General features: G+C 68.7%; 17 protein-coding genes. 12 read left to right on the top strand and 5 right to left on the bottom strand.

The annotated features are described in order from the left end of the window. Window positions 1-42: 42 nt before the first annotated feature. Window positions 43-930, top strand: coding sequence for a DMT family transporter (locus tag AR540_RS19430; protein ID WP_059231143.1), 888 nt, complete (start codon window positions 43-45; stop codon window positions 928-930). A gap of 40 nt (window positions 931-970) precedes the next feature. Here the strand turns inward: AR540_RS19430 and AR540_RS19435 are convergent, their stop codons facing one another. Then, window positions 971-2,353 carry an APC family permease gene (locus tag AR540_RS19435; protein WP_059231145.1) on the bottom strand — a complete coding sequence of 461 codons (1,383 nt, stop codon included), beginning with the start codon at window positions 2,351-2,353 and terminating at the stop codon, window positions 971-973. Between the two features lie 152 nt (window positions 2,354-2,505). Here AR540_RS19435 and AR540_RS19440 point away from each other — a divergent pair, with 152 nt between their 5' ends. From AR540_RS19440 to AR540_RS19465, 6 genes are all read left to right on the top strand, one after another. Beyond that, the gene (locus AR540_RS19440; protein WP_059231147.1) at window positions 2,506-3,270 is read left to right on the top strand and encodes a LuxR family transcriptional regulator; all 765 of its coding nucleotides are present in this window, start codon (window positions 2,506-2,508) and stop codon (window positions 3,268-3,270) included. A gap of 277 nt (window positions 3,271-3,547) precedes the next feature. Beyond that, entirely contained in the window at window positions 3,548-4,018 is a 471-nt protein-coding gene (locus tag AR540_RS19445) for a nuclear transport factor 2 family protein (protein ID WP_059231149.1), read from the top strand. Between the two features lie 79 nt (window positions 4,019-4,097). Next, window positions 4,098-5,003, top strand: coding sequence for a LysR family transcriptional regulator (locus AR540_RS19450; protein ID WP_059231151.1), 906 nt, complete (start codon window positions 4,098-4,100; stop codon window positions 5,001-5,003). A 109-nt stretch (window positions 5,004-5,112) separates the two neighbouring features. Beyond that, window positions 5,113-6,303, top strand: coding sequence for a CaiB/BaiF CoA transferase family protein (locus tag AR540_RS19455; protein WP_059231153.1), 1,191 nt, complete (start codon window positions 5,113-5,115; stop codon window positions 6,301-6,303). Next, window positions 6,300-7,226 carry a hydroxymethylglutaryl-CoA lyase gene (locus AR540_RS19460; protein WP_059231155.1) on the top strand — a complete coding sequence of 309 codons (927 nt, stop codon included), beginning with the start codon at window positions 6,300-6,302 and terminating at the stop codon, window positions 7,224-7,226. The genes AR540_RS19455 and AR540_RS19460 overlap by 4 nt, the downstream gene beginning before the upstream one ends. Before the next feature lie 75 nt (window positions 7,227-7,301). Further along, the gene (locus AR540_RS19465; protein WP_059231157.1) at window positions 7,302-8,684 is read left to right on the top strand and encodes an MFS transporter; all 1,383 of its coding nucleotides are present in this window, start codon (window positions 7,302-7,304) and stop codon (window positions 8,682-8,684) included. A gap of 2 nt (window positions 8,685-8,686) precedes the next feature. Here the strand turns inward: AR540_RS19465 and AR540_RS19470 are convergent, their stop codons facing one another. Continuing rightward, complete coding sequence (locus AR540_RS19470; RefSeq protein WP_059231159.1) at window positions 8,687-11,785, bottom strand: multidrug efflux RND transporter permease subunit; 3,099 nt, start codon at window positions 11,783-11,785, stop codon at window positions 8,687-8,689. Further along, the gene (locus AR540_RS19475) at window positions 11,785-12,924 is read right to left on the bottom strand and encodes an efflux RND transporter periplasmic adaptor subunit (RefSeq protein ID WP_059231161.1); all 1,140 of its coding nucleotides are present in this window, start codon (window positions 12,922-12,924) and stop codon (window positions 11,785-11,787) included. Before AR540_RS19475 ends, AR540_RS19470 begins: the two co-directional genes overlap by 1 nt. Before the next feature lie 150 nt (window positions 12,925-13,074). On the opposite strand from AR540_RS19475, the gene AR540_RS19480 reads away from it, so the two are divergent. The 3 genes from AR540_RS19480 (at window position 13,075) to glsB (ending at window position 16,077) form a co-directional block, all read left to right on the top strand. Next, window positions 13,075-13,770 (top strand): response regulator transcription factor, encoded by a 696-nt coding sequence (locus AR540_RS19480; protein WP_082707051.1) that lies wholly within the window; start codon window positions 13,075-13,077, stop codon window positions 13,768-13,770. Then, window positions 13,771-15,087: an ATP-binding protein gene (locus AR540_RS19485; RefSeq protein WP_059231163.1), complete on the top strand. Its 1,317-nt coding sequence runs from the start codon at window positions 13,771-13,773 to the stop codon at window positions 15,085-15,087. A 75-nt stretch (window positions 15,088-15,162) separates the two neighbouring features. Continuing rightward, window positions 15,163-16,077, top strand: coding sequence for a glutaminase B (gene glsB, locus AR540_RS19490; protein ID WP_059231608.1), 915 nt, complete (start codon window positions 15,163-15,165; stop codon window positions 16,075-16,077). A gap of 163 nt (window positions 16,078-16,240) precedes the next feature. Here the strand turns inward: glsB and AR540_RS19495 are convergent, their stop codons facing one another. Both AR540_RS19495 and AR540_RS19500 read right to left on the bottom strand, forming a co-directional pair. Further along, window positions 16,241-17,122, bottom strand: a complete 882-nt coding sequence (locus AR540_RS19495) for a hypothetical protein (protein ID WP_059231165.1) — start codon at window positions 17,120-17,122, stop codon at window positions 16,241-16,243. A gap of 94 nt (window positions 17,123-17,216) precedes the next feature. After that, complete coding sequence (locus tag AR540_RS19500; protein ID WP_059231168.1) at window positions 17,217-17,594, bottom strand: MerR family transcriptional regulator; 378 nt, start codon at window positions 17,592-17,594, stop codon at window positions 17,217-17,219. A gap of 122 nt (window positions 17,595-17,716) precedes the next feature. Between AR540_RS19500 and AR540_RS19505 the strand changes: the two genes are divergently transcribed. Together AR540_RS19505 and AR540_RS19510 are read left to right on the top strand one after the other, a co-directional pair. Further along, the gene (locus tag AR540_RS19505; RefSeq protein ID WP_059231170.1) at window positions 17,717-18,607 is read left to right on the top strand and encodes an alpha/beta fold hydrolase; all 891 of its coding nucleotides are present in this window, start codon (window positions 17,717-17,719) and stop codon (window positions 18,605-18,607) included. After that, window positions 18,604-19,485, top strand: coding sequence for an alpha/beta fold hydrolase (locus tag AR540_RS19510; RefSeq protein ID WP_059231172.1), 882 nt, complete (start codon window positions 18,604-18,606; stop codon window positions 19,483-19,485). Before AR540_RS19505 ends, AR540_RS19510 begins: the two co-directional genes overlap by 4 nt. The last annotated feature ends 262 nt before the right edge of the window (window positions 19,486-19,747 follow it).

Below are 19,747 nucleotides of genomic sequence, written 5' to 3' on the forward strand. Positions count from 1 at the left end.
CTGCGATGGGCACACTGGCGGCCCGTTCAAGGAGAAGCTGTCATGTCGCAACGCTCCACCTTCGGCCTGGCCGAGGGCCTGCTGCTCGCCACCGCTCTGGTCTGGGGCACCAGCTATGCCGTGGTCAAGGATGCCGTGGTGCTCTATCCGGTGCTGGGCTACCTGGCACTGCGCTTCTGCCTCACCGCGCTGCTGCTGGCTCCCACGCTGCGCGGCGCCGGCCGTCGCGCCTGGCGACCCGGAGTGCCGACCGGCCTGCTGCTGCTGGCGATCTTTCTCGCCGAAACCTTCGGCGTGGCCCTGACCAGCGCCAGCAACGCCGCCTTTCTCATCAGTCTCTGCGTGGCCCTGACGCCCTTCGCCGAATGGTGGTTGCTGGGCCAGCAGCCCGAACCCCGGGCGCTTGGCGCGGCGGCCCTGGCGGTGGTGGGTGCCGGGCTGCTCACCCGGGGGATCACCCTGAGTCTCAACCTGGGCGATGGCCTGATCCTGCTGGCGGCGGTGCTGCGGGCGGTGAACGTCTGCGTGGTACGGCGCCGGCTGCAACGCGCCGCCGCGCCAGTCCCGGCCCTGGCGCTGACCGCGGTCCAGACCGGGGTGGTGGGCCTGGCCTGTCTGCTGCTGTTCGCCCTCGGGCCGGGCCTGGCACCGCTGCCGGTGCAACCCGGCTTCTGGCTCGCCACCGGCTACCTGGTGCTGTTCTGCACCCTGGGCGCCTTTCTCGCCCAGAACTACGCCCTGGGGCGGACCAGCGCGACCCGCGTGGCGCTGCTGATGGGGGCCGAGCCGCTGTTCGGGGCGCTGTTCGCCAGCTTCTGGCTGGATGAACGCCTCGGCCTCTGGGGCTGGCTGGGTGGGCTGTTGATCGTCATCGCCTCGCTGTGGGGAACGCTGCCGCGACGGGTCGCGGCCCGTGCGCCACACCGCTGAAGGGCCGGGGCCACGGGCGCCCCAGCCGCCTCGGCTGCCGTCAGAGGGCGGCGTCGTTGGCCTTGAATTCCGTGGTCCGGCCGCTGATGGCGAGGAAGGCCAGCACGGCCAGGCCCAGCACCATCCAGCAGCTGCCGCCGACCTTGGCATAGATATCGGCGTTGTACAGCACATAGGCCAGGATGATGAAGCCGACCAGGGGGATCAGGCCGTGCAGCAGCGGCCGACCGGCGCCGCGGTGATGCCAGGCCACTGCCACATGCAGGAGCAGGAAGGCGGTCAGTGCACCGAAATTGCACATGGACGCCAGCAGGTTGATCTGGCCGACGAAGAACAGGCCCAGCACCAGGCTCAAGGCGGCCACCAGCAGGATGGCGCGCTGGGGCACCCGGGTGACCGGATGAATGTGACGGAGGAACTGCGGCAACTGGCGGTCGCGCGCCATGGCGAACAGCAGGCGCGAGGTGGCGGCCTGGGCCACCAGGGCGTTGGCGATGGCGGCGCCGATGGCCACGGCGAGGGCGATCACCACCTGCAGCCAGGGGCCGGCGATCAGCCGGCCGATCTCGTAGAAGGCGTTGTTGGAGGCGTCGGCGTCGGGGTACTGGATCAGGTTAGGCTGCAGCAGCGCGGCCAGCCAGGTCTGCACCATGAACAGTGCGGCTACCAGGGTCAGGGCCAGCAAGGTGGCGCGACCCACCACGCGGCTACCGCCCCGGGTCTCTTCGGAGAGGGTGGAGATGGCGTCGAAGCCAAGGAAGGACAGCACCGCCACCGAGAGGGCGCTGAAGATCAGCGGCAGGGAGAATTCCTGGGGGTTGTACAGTGGCTTCAGACTCCACTCGGCGCCATTGACCCCGCGGCTGATGGCCAGGGATGCCAGCACCACGAACACCAGCAGCACCGCCAGCTGGCCGTAGAGGAACAGCCGGTTGGCGCGAGCGGTGGTCTCGATGCCACGCAGGTTGACCAGGGTGTTGAGGCCGACGAAGAACAGGATCCACAGCGGCTGGGGAATCGCCGGGATGACGTTGGCCATGGCGTTGGCGCCGATGACATAGAGCAGGGTGGGCACCAGCAGGTAGTCGAGCAGGATGGCCCAGCCGGCGAGAAAGCCCAATGCCGGGTGCAGGCCGCGCCCGACGTAGGCATAGACCGAGCCGGCCACCGGGAAGGCGCGCGACATCTGCTGGTAGCTGACCGCGGTGAAGAGCATGGCGACGAAGCCGATCAGGTAGGTGAGGGGCACCATGCCGTGGCTGGCGTCGAACACCCCGCCGAAGATGGAAAAGGGTGCGATGGGCACCATGAACACCAGGCCGTAGATGAGCAGGTCCTTCAGCCCGAGCTGGCGCTTGAGTTCCTGGGTGTAGCCGAAGCGGGCGAGGTCGGCGGCGTCGCCGGACGGAGCGTGCTGTGTCATGGGGGCATCCTCGAAGGGCGGGGTAGGCTCGACTCTAGGCCAGCGGCCAGCCAGGCCCCATCCGTAAAAGTGCTAGGTTTGCAGCAGCACTCGGGCGACTGGCAGAGGCTTTGCTTCCTTTCTCCCATCGCGACCCCCGAGGGAGTTCCAAGATGCATGCCGATCTGCTCACCGTCAGCAGCCGCCTCGCCAGCCTGGCCAGCCTCGATGCCTGCCTGGACGCCATGCAGGACACCGCCGACGGCTTTGGCTGCAAGGCGCTGATCTACGACTACGCGCCGGTGCCCCTCAGTCACGACGGGGTACTCATCACCCCCTCGGTATTCAAGGTGCGCAACGCCCCGGCGGACATGCAGGCCTTCTGGTGCGAGCGCGGCTACTACCAGATCGATCCGGTGCAGCAATGCGCCAGCCGGCGCGCCACGCCCTTCGTCTGGTCGTTTCGCAGCGAAACCCGCAGCGCCCTGCGCGAGTACCTGGGTGACAGTCATCGCCCGGTCACCTGCTATGTGCGTGACAGCGGCCTGGCCACCGGGGTGACGGTGCCGCTGCACCTGCCGGGTGGTGCCTTCGCCACCTTCACCGGCATCCTTGATGCCGACGCCCAGGACGCCGAGGCCACCGGCGAAGCCTGCCTGGGCGCCTTCCTGGTGCTGGCCCACGCCTTCCAGGCCCGGGCCGACGAACTGCTCGCGCCGGCCGAACGCCGCTGCGGGCAGATCCGCCTGACGCCGCGCGAGCGCGAATGCCTGCAGTATTCGGCCAAGGGCCTGACCGCCAAGCGCATCGCCGCGACCCTCAACCGATCCACCGCCACGGTCAACCTGCACCTCAACTCCGCCGCCCGCAAGCTGGGGGCGCGCAACCGGGTCGAGGCGGTGGTGCGGGGATTGCACTATCGCTTGGTAGAGGTCTGAGAGCCTGTTCAGAGGCTGGCGAGCTAGAGACAAACAAGGCGAAGAGGCCTGAGGACGCGGATCGGACTCGCGCGCGAGTTTACGCGTGGTAAATGAGCATCACGACGGGACCGCCTAGGTGGGGCTGGCCTTCCAGGGCCTCTTTAACGCTGTTTGGCCGACGCGCGGCAGACTTTGAACAGGCTCTGAGCGACTTGGCCGGATCCGTGGGCCGTTCGACCTTGTGACACCCGCGCTGCGGCCCGACACTGGAGCCTCATCTGCCCAGGAGAGTCCCATGAGCGCTGCCCGTCCTCCCGTCCCGCCTTTCACCCTCGAGTCCGCCCGCCAGAAGGTCCGCGCCGCCGAAGACGGCTGGAACAGCCGCGATCCGGCCAAGGTGGCCCTGGCCTATACCGCCGACAGCCGCTGGCGCAATCGCTCAGATTTCCTCCAGGGCCGCGCCGCCATCGAGGCCTTCCTCACCCGCAAGTGGCAGCGCGAGCACGAGTACCGGCTGATCAAGGAGCTCTGGGCCCATGACGGCGCGCGTATCGCCGTGCGCTTCGCCTACGAATGGCGGGACGCAGACGGCCAGTGGTATCGCGCCTATGGCAACGAGAACTGGCACTTCGACGACCAGGGCCTGATGGCCGAGCGCCACGCCAGCATCAACGATCTGCCCATCACCGAAGCCGAGCGGCTATTCCACTGGCCCCAAGGCCGGCGGCCGGACGACCATCCCGGCTTGAGCGACCTGGGTCTCTGACCGGCGGCGGGCGGCGGGCGGCTGGCCCGGGCGGGTCCGGTCCTGTACAAGGACCTCTGGCCGTCAGGACCCCAAGACGATGCACTACCGCAACCTGCTCCGCCGCCTCGACCTGGTCTCCCTGCAGCTGCTGCTGGCGGTGCACGAGGAGGGCACCCTGACCCGCGCCGCCGAGCGCGAGATGATCGCCCTGTCCGCCGCCAGCAAGCGGCTGCACGACCTGGAGCGGTCGCTCGACAGCGAACTCTTCGAGCGCAACGCCAAGGGCACCACCCTCACCCCGGTCGGCGAGACGCTGCTGCATTACGCCAAGCGCATCCTCGCCGACGTCGAGCGCATCAGCATCGATGTCGGCGAGCACCTGCAGGGCGTGCGCGGCTATGTGCGGATGATGGCCAACATCTCCGCCATCATCGAATTCCTCCCCGAGGACCTGCAGGCCTTCACCGTGGGGCATCCCCAGGTCAAGGTCAGCCTGGACGAGCGACCCAGCGCCGGGGTGGTGAAGGGGGTCCTGGAAGGCGCCGCCGACCTGGGCATCTGTTCCTCGGACACCGATACCCGCGGCCTGCTGGCCGTGCCCTACCGGCAGGACACCCTGGTGGTGGTGATGCGCCCGGACCATCGCCTGGCCGCACGACCGCGGCTGGCGTTCGCCGAGACCCTGGACGACGACCACGTCGGCCTGCATGCCGACAGCTTCATCAACCTGCGCACCAAGGCGGCCGCGCGCAGCCACGGCAAGGCCTTGCGCCTGCGCATCCATGTACCCGGCTTCGATGCCGTGTGCCGCATGGTGCAGGCCGGGTTCGGCCTGGGCGTGCTGCCGCTGCAGGCCTTCGAACTCATCGGGCGACCGCTCGGGCTGGTCGCCGCGGCGCTGGAGGACGACTGGTCCCAGCGCAGCCTGGCGCTGGTGGTGCGCGACGTCGAGGCGCTGTCGCCGGTCAGTCGGCTGCTCTACGACCACCTGCTGGAGGTCTGAATCCGGGTCTTCGCGTTTCGCGAAGACCTCTTGCCGAAAGACGTTAACCGGCGCCGGCCCGATTGGCCTAGCATCGAGCCCATTCCAATAACAACGAGGCTAGCCCGCCATGACGGCGCTCACCGGACTGCGTGTCATCGAGATCGGCACGCTCATCGCCGCCCCCTTCGCCGCGCGCCTGCTGGCTGAATTCGGTGCCGAGGTGATCAAGATCGAAGCCCTGGACAAGGGTGATCCCCTGCGCAAGTGGCGCAAGCTGCACCAGGGCACCTCGCTCTGGTGGTACCTGCAGTCGCGCAACAAGAAGTCCCTCGCCCTGAATCTGAGATCCGCCGAGGGCGTGGCCCTGGTCAAGCAGCTGGCCGAGGGTGCCGACGTGCTCATCGAGAACCTGCGCCCGGGCGCCCTGGAAAAGCTCGGCCTGGGCTGGGACGTGCTGCACGCCCTCAATCCCAAGCTCACCCTGGTACGCATCTCCGGCTACGGCCAGACCGGCCCCTATCGTGATCGCCCCGGCTTCGGTGCCATCGGCGAGGCCATGGGCGGCATCCGCTACACCACCGGCACCCCGGGCGTGCCGCCGGCGCGGGTCGGGGTCAGCCTGGGCGATTCCCTGGCCTCCATGCACGCGGTGATCGGCGCCCTGATGTCGGTGCTGCGGGTCAAGACCGGCCAGGGCGACGGCCAGGTGGTCGATGTTTCCCTGGTCGAGAGCGTGTTCAACGTCATGGAAAGCCTGGTGCCCGAATACTCCATGCTCGGCCATGTGCGCGAGCGCACCGGCGGGGCGCTGCCCGGCATCGCACCCTCCAACACCTATCCCACCGGCGATGGCGGTTTCGTGGTGATCGCCGGCAACAGCGATCCCATCTATGTGCGGCTGATGCAGGCCATCGGCCGACCCGATCTGGCCGAGCGCCCGGACCTGGCGCAGAACGACGGGCGCGCCCGCCACTGCGAGCTGATCGACGAGGCCATCGCCGCCTGGACCGGCAGCCGCGGCATCGACGAGGTGCTGGAGATCCTCGAACGCGCCGAGGTCCCGGCCGGCCGCATCTATTCGGCCGCCGACATCGTCGCCGATCCCCATTACCAGGCGCGGGAGATGCTGCTGGAGACCACGCTGCCCGACGGCGCCACCCTGAAGATGCCAGGGATCGTGCCCAAGCTGTCGGCCACCCCAGGCCAGGTCAACTGGCAGGGTCCGACCCTCGGTCAGCACACCGATGGCCTGCTGGCCGAGCTGGGGCTGAGCGAGACGGACATCCAGCGACTCAAGGACGCCGGGGTGGTGCGATGAGTACCGAGCGCCTGATCGTCCAGGAAGTCGCGCCCCGCGATGGCTTGCAGATCGAGCCGAGCTGGGTGGAAACCAGCGACAAGATCGCCCTGATCGACCAACTTTCCAAGCTGGGTTTCTCGCGGATCGAAGCCGGCTCCTTCGTTTCGCCCAAGGCGGTGCCCATGCTGCGCGACGGCGAGGCGGTGTTCCAGGGCATCGTCCGCCGGCCCGGGGTGACCTATGTCGCCCTGGTACCCAATCTCAAGGGTGCCCAGCGCGCCCTGGCGGCAGGTGCCGACGAGCTGAACCTGGTGCTCTCCGCCAGCCAGACCCACAATCGCGCCAACATGCGCATGAGTTGCGAGCAGTCCCTGGCCAGCTTCGCCGAGGTGGTGCAACTGGCCAAGGGGCAGGCGGTCTCGCTCAACGGCACGGTGGCGACCACCTTCGGTTGCCCCTTCGAGGGGCGCATCGACGAAGGCTGGGTGTTCGAACTGGTACAGCGCTACCTGGCGCTGGGCATGACCGGCATCACCCTCGCCGACACCACCGGCATGGCCAATCCGCGGCAGGTGGCGCGGATCGTCCGCCAGGTGCTGGAACTGATTCCGGCATCCGCCCTGACCCTGCATTTCCACAACACCCGCGGCCTGGGCCTGAGCAATGTCCTGGCCGCCTTTGAGGCCGGCGCCCGGCGCTTCGACGCCGCCCTCGGCGGACTTGGTGGCTGTCCCTTCGCCCCGGGCGCCTCCGGCAACATCTGCACCGAGGATCTGGTGAATCTCTGCGCCGAGATCGGCGTGGACACCGGCATCGATCTGCAACGGCTGATCGCCTTGTCGCGCACCCTGCCGGCGCTGCTGGGTCACGACACCCCCGGCCAGGTAGCCAAGGCCGGCCGCAACGGCGATCTGCATCCGCCGCCCGCGGCCAGCGGCTGACGCCACCCGCACCTCTCGTTCGCCCTGACTACAACAACAAAGGAGCGCCAGCCTGGCCGCTTCCGGGAGACCGCTATGCCTTCATCCGCTACCGCCGCCGTCGCGGCCACCGAACAGGCCATCGTCCGCAAGGTCGCCTGGCGGCTCATGCCGCTGATCATGGTCTGCTACCTGTTCGCCTTCTTCGATCGCATCAACATCAGCTTCGCCAAGTTCCAGCTGCAGGCCGACCTGTCGCTGAGCAACACCGCCTATGGCCTGGGCGCGGGGCTCTTCGTGGTCGGCTACGTGCTGTTCGAGGTGCCCAGCAACATGATGCTGTACAAGGTCGGCGCCCGGCGCTGGATCGCCCGCATCATGATCTCCTGGGGCATCGCCACGGCGCTGATGATGTTCGTCACCGCCGAATGGCAGTTCTATGGGCTGCGCTTCCTGATCGGTGCCATGGAAGCCGGCTTCGCGCCGGGCATCCTCTACTACCTGACGCTGTGGTTTCCGCAGAGCTATCGCGGGCGCATCACCTCGACGCTGTTCCTCGCCTCGGCCTTCGCCGGGCTGATCGGCGCCCCGGTCTCGGGGGTGATCCTCGGGCAGATGGACGGCCTGCTCGGCATGCGCGGCTGGCACTGGCTGTTCCTGCTCGGTGGCCTGCCCTGCGTGCTGCTGGGCGTGCTGGTGTTGCGCCTGCTGCACGACCGCATCAGTGATGCGCCCTGGCTCAGCGGCGAGGAGCAGACCTTCCTGGCCAGCCGCATCGCCCGCCATGAACACAACGCCCACGGCTCGCTGCTGGCGGCGATCCGGCTGCCGGGCTTCCTGCTGCTCGGGCTGATCTACTTCCTGATCCAGGTGGCCTCCTATGGCCTCAACTTCTGGGCGCCGCAGCTGATCCGCAGCGCCGGCACCGAGAGCCCCGCGATCATCGGTTTGCTGACCGCCGTGCCCTACGTTTTCGGCGCCATCAGCATGGTGGTGGTGGGACGGTGCTCGGACGCCAGCGGCGAGCGGCGTAAGTTCGTCTGCGGCCTGGTGATCGCCGGCGCCCTGGGGTTCTTCAGCGCAGGACTCTTCGCCAACCACACCACCTTCCTGATTCTCTCCCTGGCCCTGATGGGCGCCGGCATCGTCGCCGCCATCCCGGCCTTCTGGGCGCTGCCGCCGAAACTGCTGGCCGGCGCGGGAGCGGGTGCCGCGGGCGGCATCGCCCTGATCAACACCCTGGGGCAATTCGGCGGCATCGTCAGCCCGGTGATGGTGGGCTACATCAAGGACCTGACCGGCAGCACCACCCCGGCGCTCTATCTGATTGGCTGCAGCAGCCTGCTGGCCGCCGGCCTGCTGTTCTGGGCACTGCCGCAGAGCCTGCGGACCTCTGACAAGGTCGGCGCCCGGACGCCAGCACCCGCGCCGGTCGAGGACGCCGCGCTGCTGGGCGACGAGCGCCCCCGCAACGCCTGAGGCTAGCGTTCCGGCGCGCGCCAGCGCCGGACCAGCCGCAGCACCAGGACGAAGAACACCGGCACGAAGACCAGCGCCAGGGTGGCGCCGAGCATGCCGCCGATCACCCCGGTGCCCACCGCCTGCTGGCTGGCCGAGCTGGCACCGGTGGCCAGGGCCAGGGGTACCACGCCGAGGATGAAGGCCAGCGAGGTCATGACGATGGGTCGCAGCCGTAGCCGTGCGGCGCGGCAGGTGGCCTGGTACAGGTCCATACCTTCGTCGTGCAGGCGCTTGGCGAATTCGATGAGCAGGATGGCGTTCTTCGCCGTGAGCCCTATCACCGTGATCAGGCCGACCTTGAAGAAGACGTCGTTGGGCAGGCCTCTCAGGGTTACCGCCAGCACCGCGCCGAGCACGCCCAGGGGCACCACCAGCAGCACCGCGGTGGGAATCGACCAGCTCTCGTAGAGGGCGGCGAGACAGAGGAACACCACCAGCAGCGACAGCCCCAGCAGCAGCGGCGCCTGGCCGGCGGAGAGGCGCTCCTGCAGCGACAGCGCCGTCCACTCCAGGGCGAAGCCGCGCGGCAGTTCGGCGGCCAGGCGGTCCAACTCGGCCATGGCCTCGCCGGTGGTGTGACCGGGCAGTGGCTCGCCGGCCAGGCTGATGGCCGGGTAGCCGTTGTAGCGCGACAGCTGCGCCGGGCCCTGGGTCCAGTCGGCGCTGACGAAGGCGGACAGCGGCACCATGCGCCCGCGCTCGTTGCGTACCTCCAGGCGCAGCAGGTCGTCCACCTGGCTGCGGCTGCCCAATTCGGCCTGGACGATCACCTGCTGCATCCGTCCGCGGTTGGGGAAGTCGTTGACGTAGCTGGAGCCCAGGGCGGTGCCCAGGGTCTCGCCGAGGGCGTTGAAACTCACCCCCAGGGCGGCGGCCTGGCGGCGGTCCACCACCAACTGCACCTGGGCACTGTCGGCCAGGGCGGTCTCGCGCACGTAGGCGATGATCGGATTGCCCGCCAGCCTGGCCTGCAACTCATCCCGGGCGGCCTTGAGCGCCGCCTGGCCGCGGTTGGACCTGTCCTGCAGGCGCACCTCGAAGCCGCTGGAGGTGCCCAGGCCCTCCACCGGTGGCGGCAGCACGGCGAAGCCCTGGGCCTCGCTCTCGCCGGCCAGGACGACGTTGGCGCGCTCGGCGATGGCCGCGGCGGACTCGGCCGGGCCGCGGGCGGACCAGTCCTTGAGGGTGGTGAAGGCCAGGGCGGCGTTCTGGCCGCTACCGGAAAAGCTGAAGCCGAGCAGCACGAGGTCGTTGGCCACCCCGGGTTCGGCGGCGTAATGGCGCTCCAGGCGCTCGAGCACCCTGAGGGTGCGCTCCTGGGTAGCGCCCGGTGGCAACTGGATGTCGGTGATCAGATAGCCCTGGTCCTCGGTGGGCAGAAAGGCGCCGGGCAGGCGGCCATAGAGCGCCACCAGGGTCGCCAGCAGGACGGCGAACAGCAGGAGATTGGGCAGCAGCCGGCGAATCGCATGGGCCACCCAGCCTTCGAAGCCGCCGGTCAGGCGTTCGAAGCCCCGGTTGAAGGCGCCGAAGAAGCCGCCGCGGGCATGGGTGCCCTGGGGAATCGGCTTGAGCAGGGTGGCGCACAGCGCCGGGGTCAGACTCAGGGCGAGAAAGGCGGAAAGGAGGATGGCCACCGCCATGGACGCCGAGAACTGGCGATAGATGACGCCCACCGAACCGCTCATGAAGGCCATGGGCACGAAGACCGCGGTCAGCACCAGGGTGATGCCGACGATGGCGCCGGAGATCTCGCCCATGGCCTTGCGCGTGGCGGCGCGTGGGTCGAGGCCCTCGCTGGCCATGAGTCGCTCGACGTTCTCCACCACCACGATGGCATCGTCCACCAGGATGCCGATGGCCAGCACCATGCCGAACAGGGTCAGCACATTGATCGAATAGCCCAGCGCCAACAGCACGGTGCAGGAACCCAGCAGCGCCACCGGCACCACCAGGGTCGGAATCAGGGTGTAGCGCAGGTTCTGCAGGAACAGGTACATCACCGCGAAGACCAGCGCCATGGCCTCCAGCAGGGTATGGATGACCTGGGTGATGGAGATCTCGACGAAGGGCGCCGTGTCGTAGGGAATGTCGACCTTCATCCCCGGCGGAAAGTACCGGGACAGCTCGGCCAGCTTGGCGCGCACGGCCTTCGCGGTGGCCAGGGCGTTGGCGGTGGGCGCCAGCTGCACCCCCACCGCCACCGAAGGCTTGCCGTCCAGGCGGGTGCCGAAGGTGTAGCTTTGGCTGCCCACCTCGACCCGGGCCACGTCGCCCAGGGTCACGCTGGAGCCATCGGCCCCGGCGCGCAGCAGGATGCCGGCGAATTCCGCCGGATCGCTGAGCTGGCCCTTGACCAGCACCGGCGCGGTCAGCTCCTGGCCAGCGGGCGCGGGCAATTCGCCGAGACTGCCGGCCGCCACCTGGACGTTCTGCTCGGCGATGGCCCGGGTCACGTCGGCCGGGGTCAGGCCGACCGCCACCAGGCGACTGGGATCGAGCCAGACGCGCAGGGCGTGCTCGGCGCCGAACAGCTGGGCCTTGCCCACCCCGTCCAGGCGGCGCAGTTCGTTGACCACGTTGCGCGCCAGGTAGTCGCTCAGGGCGGTGGTGTCGAGGCGCTCGTCGGTGGCGGTGAGGGTGGCGAACAGCAGATAGCCCGCCGAGGTCTCCTCGATCTGGATGCCCTGCTGGGTCACCGCGCGCGGCAGGCGCGGCTCCACCACCTTGAGGCGATTCTGGATGTCCACCTTGGCCAGCTCCGGATCGGTGCCAGGCTGGAAGGTCACGGTCAGGGTGGCGCTGCCCTGGCTGCTGCTGGACGAGAAATAGAGCAGGTGCTTGACGCCATTGAGTTCCTGCTCGACCAGGCTGACCACGCTCTCGTCCAGGGTCTGCGGCGAGGCGCCCGGATAGCTCAGGGTCAGCTCGATCTGCGGCGGTGCCACGTTGGGATACTGGGCCACCGGCAACTGCGGAAGGGCCAGCAGACCGGCGAGCAGGATGAACAGCGCCACCACCCAGGCGAACACCGGGCGGTCGATGAAGAAGCTGGCCATCAGCGCACCTCCGCCGCGGTGGCCTGGGCTTCCTGCGGCGCCACCAGCAGGCCCGGCTGCGCCTGTTGCAGACCCGACAGCAACACCCGCTCACCGGCGGCGAGGCCGGACTCCACCACCCAGCGACCTTCAACCACCGGGCCCAGGCGCACCTCGCGCAGGGCAACTTTGTTTTCGGCGTCCACCACCCAGACCTGGGCCTGGCCACCGGCGCTGCGCTGCACCACGCTCAGGCCCTGGTCGAGCCGCGCCTGCTCCAGGCGTACCCGCACGAAGCTGCCTGGCAGGAGATCTCGCCTTGGATTGGGAAACTGGCTGCGCAGGGTGATCTGGCCGGTGTTGGTGTCCACCGCGAGATCGGCGAACAGCAGGCGGCCGCTCTCGGGATAGGGGCTGCCATCTTCCTGCAGCAGCGTCACCCGCGCCTGATCCGGCGCCACCTGCTGTAGCCGACCGTCCCGCAGCGCATCGCGCAGCGCCTTGAGCTGGCGGGTCGACTGGGAGACATCGGCATGGATGGGGTCCAGTTGCTGGATGATCGCCAGCGGCGTGGCATCGCCCTGGCCGACCAGGGCACCTTCGGTGACCAGGGCCTTGCCGATGCGCCCGGCGATGGGCGCGGTGACCGTGGCATAGCCCAGGTTCAGCCGCGCCCGCTTGAGCGCCGCCCGGGCCGCAGCCACCTCGGCCTGCGCCTGCAGGCTGGCACCGCGGGCATCGTCCTGCGCCTGGCGACTGATCGCCTCGCTCTCCACCAGCGCCGCATAGCGCTCGGCCAGCCGGCGGGCCTGGAAGGCGCTGGCCTCGGCCTTGCGCAGGGTAGCGGCGGCACTGTCCACTTCGGCCTGCAAGGGCGCCGGATCGATACGGAACAGCACCTCGCCGGCCTTGACCTCGCTGCCCTCGCGAAACACCCGCTGCAGCACGATGCCGGCGACCCGTGCCCGCACCTCGGCGGTTCGCGGTGCCACCAGGCGGCCACTGAGTTCATTAGCAATGGCCAGGGGCGCGGTACTCAGGGTTTCCACCTGTACCTGGGGCGCAGGCGGCGCGGCAGCTTCCGGGGCCGGACGGTCGCAGGCGGCGAGCAGCAGGCAGAGCAGCACGAGGCTGCCGAGGGCAGGGCGGGGCAGGGACATCGGGGCTTCCTCCAGGAGAGCGCCATGGTAGGCGTCCCGCTCGGGCCTCCCTGTAAACGTCTGTAGGTCTCTTGTGAAAGAGTGTTAAGCCTTGCGCCCGCCCGCCCGGGGCTCGGCTATGCTCGGCACTTTCCGCCATGAAGACCTGCCGTGATCCCCTTGCTCATCGTCGAAGACGACATCGCCCTGGCCGAGCTCATCGCCACCTACCTGGGCCGCCAGGGCTATGCCGTGACGGTCATCGGCCGCGGCGACGAAGCCCTGGGCGCGGTGCAGCGACTGCGGCCGCAGCTGGTGGTGCTCGATGTCATGCTGCCGGGGCTGGACGGCCTGCAGGTCTGTCGCCAGCTGCGCGCCGCCCAGCCGAGCCTGCCGATCCTGATGCTCACCGCCTTGGACGACAGCCATGACCAGGTGCTGGGGCTGGAGATCGGCGCCGACGACTACGTCAGCAAGCCCTGCGAGCCGCGGGTGCTGCTGGCGCGCATCCGCACCCTGCTGCGCCGCTGCCAACTAATCGAGGCGCCCGCCGATGACCGCCTCACTTTAGGCCAGCTGCAGCTGTTGCCGGGCGAACGCCAGGTCTGGTGGCGCGACCAACTGGTGGAACTGTCGTCCACCGAATTCAACCTGCTGGCCATCCTCATGCGCCATGCCGGCGAGGTGCTCAGCCGCGACCAGTTGATCCAGCAACTGCGCGGCATCGAATTCAACGGCGTCGACCGTTCGGTGGACGTGGCCATCTCCAAGTTGCGTCGCCGCTTCGAGGAGCATCCCGGAGAGGCCCGGCGGATCAAGACCGTCTGGGGCAAGGGGTATCTCCTCTCCCGCGCCGAGTGGGAATAGATGCTCAAGATCCTCGTCCGTCTCTACCTCATCCTGCTGGTGACCTACGGCGCCGCCAGCTACCTGGTGCCCGAGGCGCTGCTCCGGGTGTTCGACGAGCGCTACAACCGCTTCAGCCTGGAACTGATGAACGGGCCGCTGAAACTGGCGCAGCGGACCTTCGCCGAGACCCCGCCGGAGCGTTGGCCAGCCTTGCTGGAGGGGTTGAACGCCGATCTCGCCCCGGTCAGCCTGGAGCTGTTGTGGCCGGACGACGCGCGCCTGACCCTCGTCGAGCGCCAGGCGCTGGCGACCGGCGCGCCGCGGGTCCGGCTGGACGACTATGGCGCCATCGGCGTGGCCATCGCCCCCCTGCGCGGTGGGCAGGTGCTGTGGGTGAGCATCCCCGATGCGCCCATGGACATCGCCCTGACCTACTGGGCGATGAACGCCCTGATCGGTGCGGCCCTGTTGATCTGTCTGTACGTCTGGCTGCGCCCGCACTGGCGTGACCTGGAACGGCTGCGGCGTACCGCGGCGCGGCTGGGCAAGGGCCATCTCGACGAACGCACGGCCATTTCGCCGCGCTCGGACATCGGCGAGGTCGCGCGGGCCTTCGATGACATGGCCCAGGAGCTGGAGGCGCTGATCGTCCAGCAGCGCGACCTGCTCAACGCCGTCTCTCACGAGCTGCGTACCCCACTGTCGCGCCTCGAATTCGGCCTGGCGCTGCTGCAGGCCGATCCGTTGCCGGCCGCGACCCACCGCCAACTGGAGCAACTGGTACGCCATGTCCGCGAACTGGATGCCCTGGTCAATGAGCTGCTGTCCTTTGCCCGGCTGCAGAGCAGCCAGCAACCGCCCGAGCGCCTGACCCTGGAACTCGAAGCCTTTCTCGACAGCGTGCTCGCTGATTTCGCCGAGGAGCAGGAACGCCGCGGCGTCGAGGTGCACCTGGCGTTTGCCGATGCCCCGGCCCGTGTCGAGCTGGCGCCGCGCCTCACCGCCCGGGCCTTGCAAAATCTGCTCGGCAACGCCCTGCGTTACTGCCAGCGCGAGGTCTGGGTGACGGTCCGTCGCGATGGCGAGGAACTGCTGATCGCGGTCGAAGACGATGGCGAAGGTATTCCTCAGGCGGAGCGCGAGCGGGTCTTCGAGCCCTTCTATCGCCTGGATCGCAGTCGCGATCGCGCCACCGGCGGCTTCGGTCTGGGCCTGGCCATCAGTCGCCGCGCAGTGGAAAACCAGGGTGGGCGCCTGAGTCTGAACACCGGTATGCGCGGCGGTGCGCGCTTCGAGATTCGCCTGCCGCTGGTGCCGCGCGAAGGGCTCGCCTGAGGCGCTCACGGACCCTACACTTGGCGCCCCGCCCGTTTCGGAATCGCCATGGCAGAGCCCTTCGACCGCCACCAGCTGCAACCCCTGCTCGACCGTATCGCCGCCGCCGCGCCGCGCCACTTCGGCGAAGGCAAGGTGGCCGACTACATCCCGGCCCTGGCCGAGGTGGCGCCGGACCAATTCGGCATCGCCGTGTGCGACGTCCACGGCCAGGTCTGGCAGGCGGGTGAGGCCGAGACCCCGTTCTCCATCCAGTCGATTTCCAAGGTGCTCAACCTGGTGATCGCCATGCAGCGGCTGGACGAGGCGGACATCTGGACCCGCGTCGGCCGCGAGCCGTCCGGCCAGGCCTTCAACTCCATGGTGCAGCTGGAAGGCGAACAGGGCATCCCGCGCAATCCCTTCATCAACGCCGGCGCCGTGCTGGTCTGCGAGCTGCTGGTGTCGCGCATCATGTCCATCCACTGGATGATGCGCGAGCAGGCGCGGCGGCTGGCCGGCAATCCGGCGCTCAACTTCGACGACCGGGTGGCCCGCTCGGAGATGGAGCACAAGGCGCGCAACGCCGCCCTGGCCTATCTGATGAAGGCCTACGGCAACCTGAACAGCGAGGTGGACGACGTCCTCGACGTCTATTTCCACGGTTGCGCCCTGGCCATGAATTGCGTAGACGTGGCGCGGGCCTTCGCCTTCCTGGCCAACGGCGGCGTCAATCCCCAGGACGGCCAGGCCGTGGTCACGCCCCAGCAGACCCGCCAGCTCAATGCCCTGCTGCTGACCTGCGGCCTCTACGATGCGGCGGGCGACTTCGCCTGGCGCGTCGGCCTACCGGGCAAGAGCGGGGTAGGCGGCGGCATCGTCGCCATCGTGCCGGGGCAGCTGAGCATCTGCGTCTGGTCGCCGCGGCTGGACAGCTACGGCAACTCGGTGGCCGGTCTGCGCGCGCTGGAGACCCTGGTGGAAGGCTTGGGCGTGGCGCCGTTGGGCTAGGAGCCTGTTCAACGTCTGCTGCGCGTTGGCCAAAAGGCGTTGAAAATGGCCTGGAAGGCCAGCCCCGTCGGAATGCTCATTGACCACTCGTAAACCCGAGCGCGAGCCCGGTCCGCTTCCTCAGGCTTTGTTTGGCTCTAGCTCGCGAGATCGTGAACAGCTTCTAATAGGCCATGGACAGGCTGAGCGTCACCTGGGGCACCACGCCGTCGGTTTCGCCCTCCGGACCGCTCAACTCGCGCAGGGCGCCGTCGCGATAGAGCGCCAGGGCTTCGGCGCGAGCGCTCCAGCGCGTCTCGCCCCAGCGAAAGGGCTGCTCCAGCGCCAGGCCGGTGCGGGCATGGAGGCGGTCACCGGAGTCCGGTCCATAGAAGCCGTTCCAGCCCACCCCCAGGGCACTGGGGAAGCTGAGGCGCAGGCCGCTGGCCGAAAGATCCAGTCCCGGCTCCAGGCTGCCCTGGGTATAGAGGCCGCTGTCACCCTGGGTGCGGGTAGTCACCGCCAGCCCCGGGCGCCAGGCACCCAGGCCCCTATCGGCCTGGTAGGCCAGGGTCAGGCTGGCCTCCTGAGTGGTGGCGGCGACGTCGTTGGGGCTGCTCTTGACCGTGTAGACGAAGCCGACCCGCAGCCCCTCGGCCGGGGACACCACCAGGCCCAGCAGGTTGTTGCTTTCGTACCAGCGCCGCGGGCTGACCCGTTCCTCGCTGGAGGGGCTGTGGAAGCCGTTGCTGCTGCTGAACACCAGCCAGGCATCGGCCATGCCGTCGTTCCCCTGGTGCAGATCCAGGGCGAAACCCGCCTGGACGTGCAGCGGGATGCGGTCGAGGCTGGCCGCGTCGTCATCGTAGTTGCCACGGGAAAAGTCACCGTTGCGCACGTCCATGCCCAACTGCGGATGGAAGCGCCCGGAGCTCTCGCTGACCTCCACGCTGCCCAGGGCGGCGTCTTCGCTCTCGATGGAGGGTACGCTGCGCGGTGCGGCGCTGGTGTCGCCAGTGGACAGCAGCCCGCCGGCGACTAGCGCGATGAACAGAGGGGAACGCATGAGGTCTTCCTCGGCAGGGTGCCCGCACCGTGCTGGCCTGGCCGACCCAAGGGTGGGACCGGGCGGGCTAACGCAGGGTTCCTGCCAGGCTCGCTCAGGCCCCAGACGCTTCGCTGTCGCGCAACATCGCTAGCAGGCGGGCGCGCCGGCTTTCCAATTCCTCGATCTGCCGCTCCAGCGTCTGCAATCGCTCGCGCTGGGCCGCCGAGGTTTCCGGGCAGGCCTGGGCGCCCTCGATCAGGCGCATGCAGTCGGGAAAGCCGCGGATCTCCGCCAGGCTGAAGCCGGCGCCGAGCAGCCGTTGCAACTGCCGGACCTGGGCCACGGCGCTGGCCGGAAAGTGGCGATAGCCATTGGCGCCGCGACTCGCCACCAGCAGGCCCTGGGCCTCGTAGTGACGTAGCGAGCGCACGCTGACCCCGGTGGCGGTAGCGAGCTGACCGATGCTGAGAGCGGGCGAGGGTGCGGTCATGACGACGATCCGGCGCAAGGGGAAAGGGGAGTGCAGGCCACTATCGCATGGCGCCTGGGGGCTTGACCCTCACATTGGTGTCAGCCTCGACACTGGCGGTTCCCGCTTCCAGGAGACCTGCCATGCGTCCGTTACCTCTGTTGTCGCTGATCCTGCTGTTGAGTCTGACCGGTCTGTCCGCCCAGGCCCGCGAATGGCGGGTGACCGCCCCCGACGGGGTGTCTCTGGCCGTCCAGGAACAGGGCGATCCCCACGGCGTACCCATCATTTTCATCCATGGCCTGCTGGGCAGCCGGCTGAATTGGGAAGCCCAGCTCGCCAGCCCCGTACTGAGTCGCTTCCGCCTGATTACCTACGACCTCCGCGGCCACGGCCTGTCGGGTAAGCCGGCCGGTGCCGCGCCTTACCGCGAGGGTCGCCGCTGGGCCGACGACCTGGCCACGGTCATCGCCGCCACCGGGGCCCGGCGACCGGTGCTGGTGGGCTGGTCGCTGGGCGCCACGGTGATCACCAACTACCTGGCCGCCTATGGCGATGCCGACTTGGCCGGCGTCGTCTATGTGGACGGGGGCATCGAGTTGTCCTCCGCGCAGATCGTGCCGCACCCCGAGGTCTATCGGGACCTGGTCTCGCCCGATCTGCGCACCCATCTGGAGGCGATTCGCACCTTCCTCGCCCTGTGCTTCGCCACACCGCCAGCGCCGGCGTTGTTCCAACGGCTCTACGCGAATGCCGCCATGGCCTCCTGGGACATGCAGAGTGCCGTTCAGGGTCAGGACGTCGCGGCCGTCCAGGGGTTGGGCCGGATGCGCGTGCCGCTCTGGTTGCTCTATGGTGAAAAGGATGCGCTGGTCCATCCCGAGGCATCCATCGCCCGGGCCCGGGCGCTCAATCCGCGCCTCGAAGCGACCCGCTATGCCGCGTCCGGCCATGCGCCCTTCCTGGAAGAGGCGCCCCGTTTCAATCGTGACCTCGCCGCCTTCGTCGACCGCCTGGAGCGCTCCCAGCCATGACCGATCCCTGCCTTTTTCCCGGCTTCACTCGGCTGCACCTGGACACGGCGTCAGCCTGCTTCAAGGGCATGATCGGCGGCCAGGGCCCGGCGGTCCTGCTGCTGCACGGCTATCCCCAGACCCATCTGGCCTGGCGCTACATCGCCCCGGTACTGGCCCGGGACCATCGCGTCGTGGTGCCCGATCTGCCGGGCTACGGCGCCAGCCGCCAGCGAGACGACCGCTCGCGTTGGACCAAGCGGCGCGTGGCGGCCGCCTTGATCGAGTTGATGGACGCGCTTGGCCTGCAACGCTTCGCCGTGGTCGGCCATGATCGCGGCGCCCGCGTCGGCTACCGCCTGGCGCTGGATCATCCGGCGCGGATCGAGCGCTACGCCTCGCTCACCGTGGTGCCCACACCGGAGGTCTGGCAGGCCTTCGACTTCAGGCGGGGGCTGGCGAACTTCCATTGGACCTTTCTCGCCCAGCCGGCTGATCTACCGGAACGGCTGCTGGCGGCCGCTCCCGATGCCTTTCTCGACCAGGCCCTGGCGCGGATGGCGGGTGGTCTCGAGCGGATCGAGCCCCAAGCCCTGGCCGCTTACCGTGAGGCATTTCGTGACCCGGCCGTGCGCCGGGCGATCTGCGAAGACTACCGGGCCGGAGCCGAAGAGGACCTCACCGACGATCTTGCCGACCAGGCGCGGGGGCATCTTCTGAGGTGTCCGCTGCTGGTGCTCTGGCCTGAGCAGCAAGGGGGCGAATCGCCCTTGGCCATCTGGCGTCGGTGGGCGCTCGACGTGCGTGGGTGCGCTGTGCCCGGTGGGCATCTGCAACCGGAGGAGTCACCACAGGAAGTTCTGGCCGCCCTACGACCCTTTCTCGAGGGTAAGCGCTGAGCGAATGAGTCTATTCAGAGGCAGCTGTACGGAGCACAAGTAGGTGGCGCCGTCGCAAGGCCTTTGTCGATTTCCGAAATTGTTGCGAAATTCTGAAAAGACTAAAACCGGAGTAAGCCAATGACAGCAATCGACTGTGGATTCAACCGGTGAACGCAACACACTAAATCCTGCGTAAGCAGGAGGGTGTTGCAGATGAAACAAAGACCTCGGATCTACTACACCGAAAGCCAGAAAGCGTTGATGTGGGATCGCTGGAAGG

The organism is Pseudomonas sp. EpS/L25 (assembly GCF_001512295.1).
Taxonomy (GTDB): Bacteria; Pseudomonadota; Gammaproteobacteria; order Pseudomonadales; family Pseudomonadaceae; genus Chryseomonas.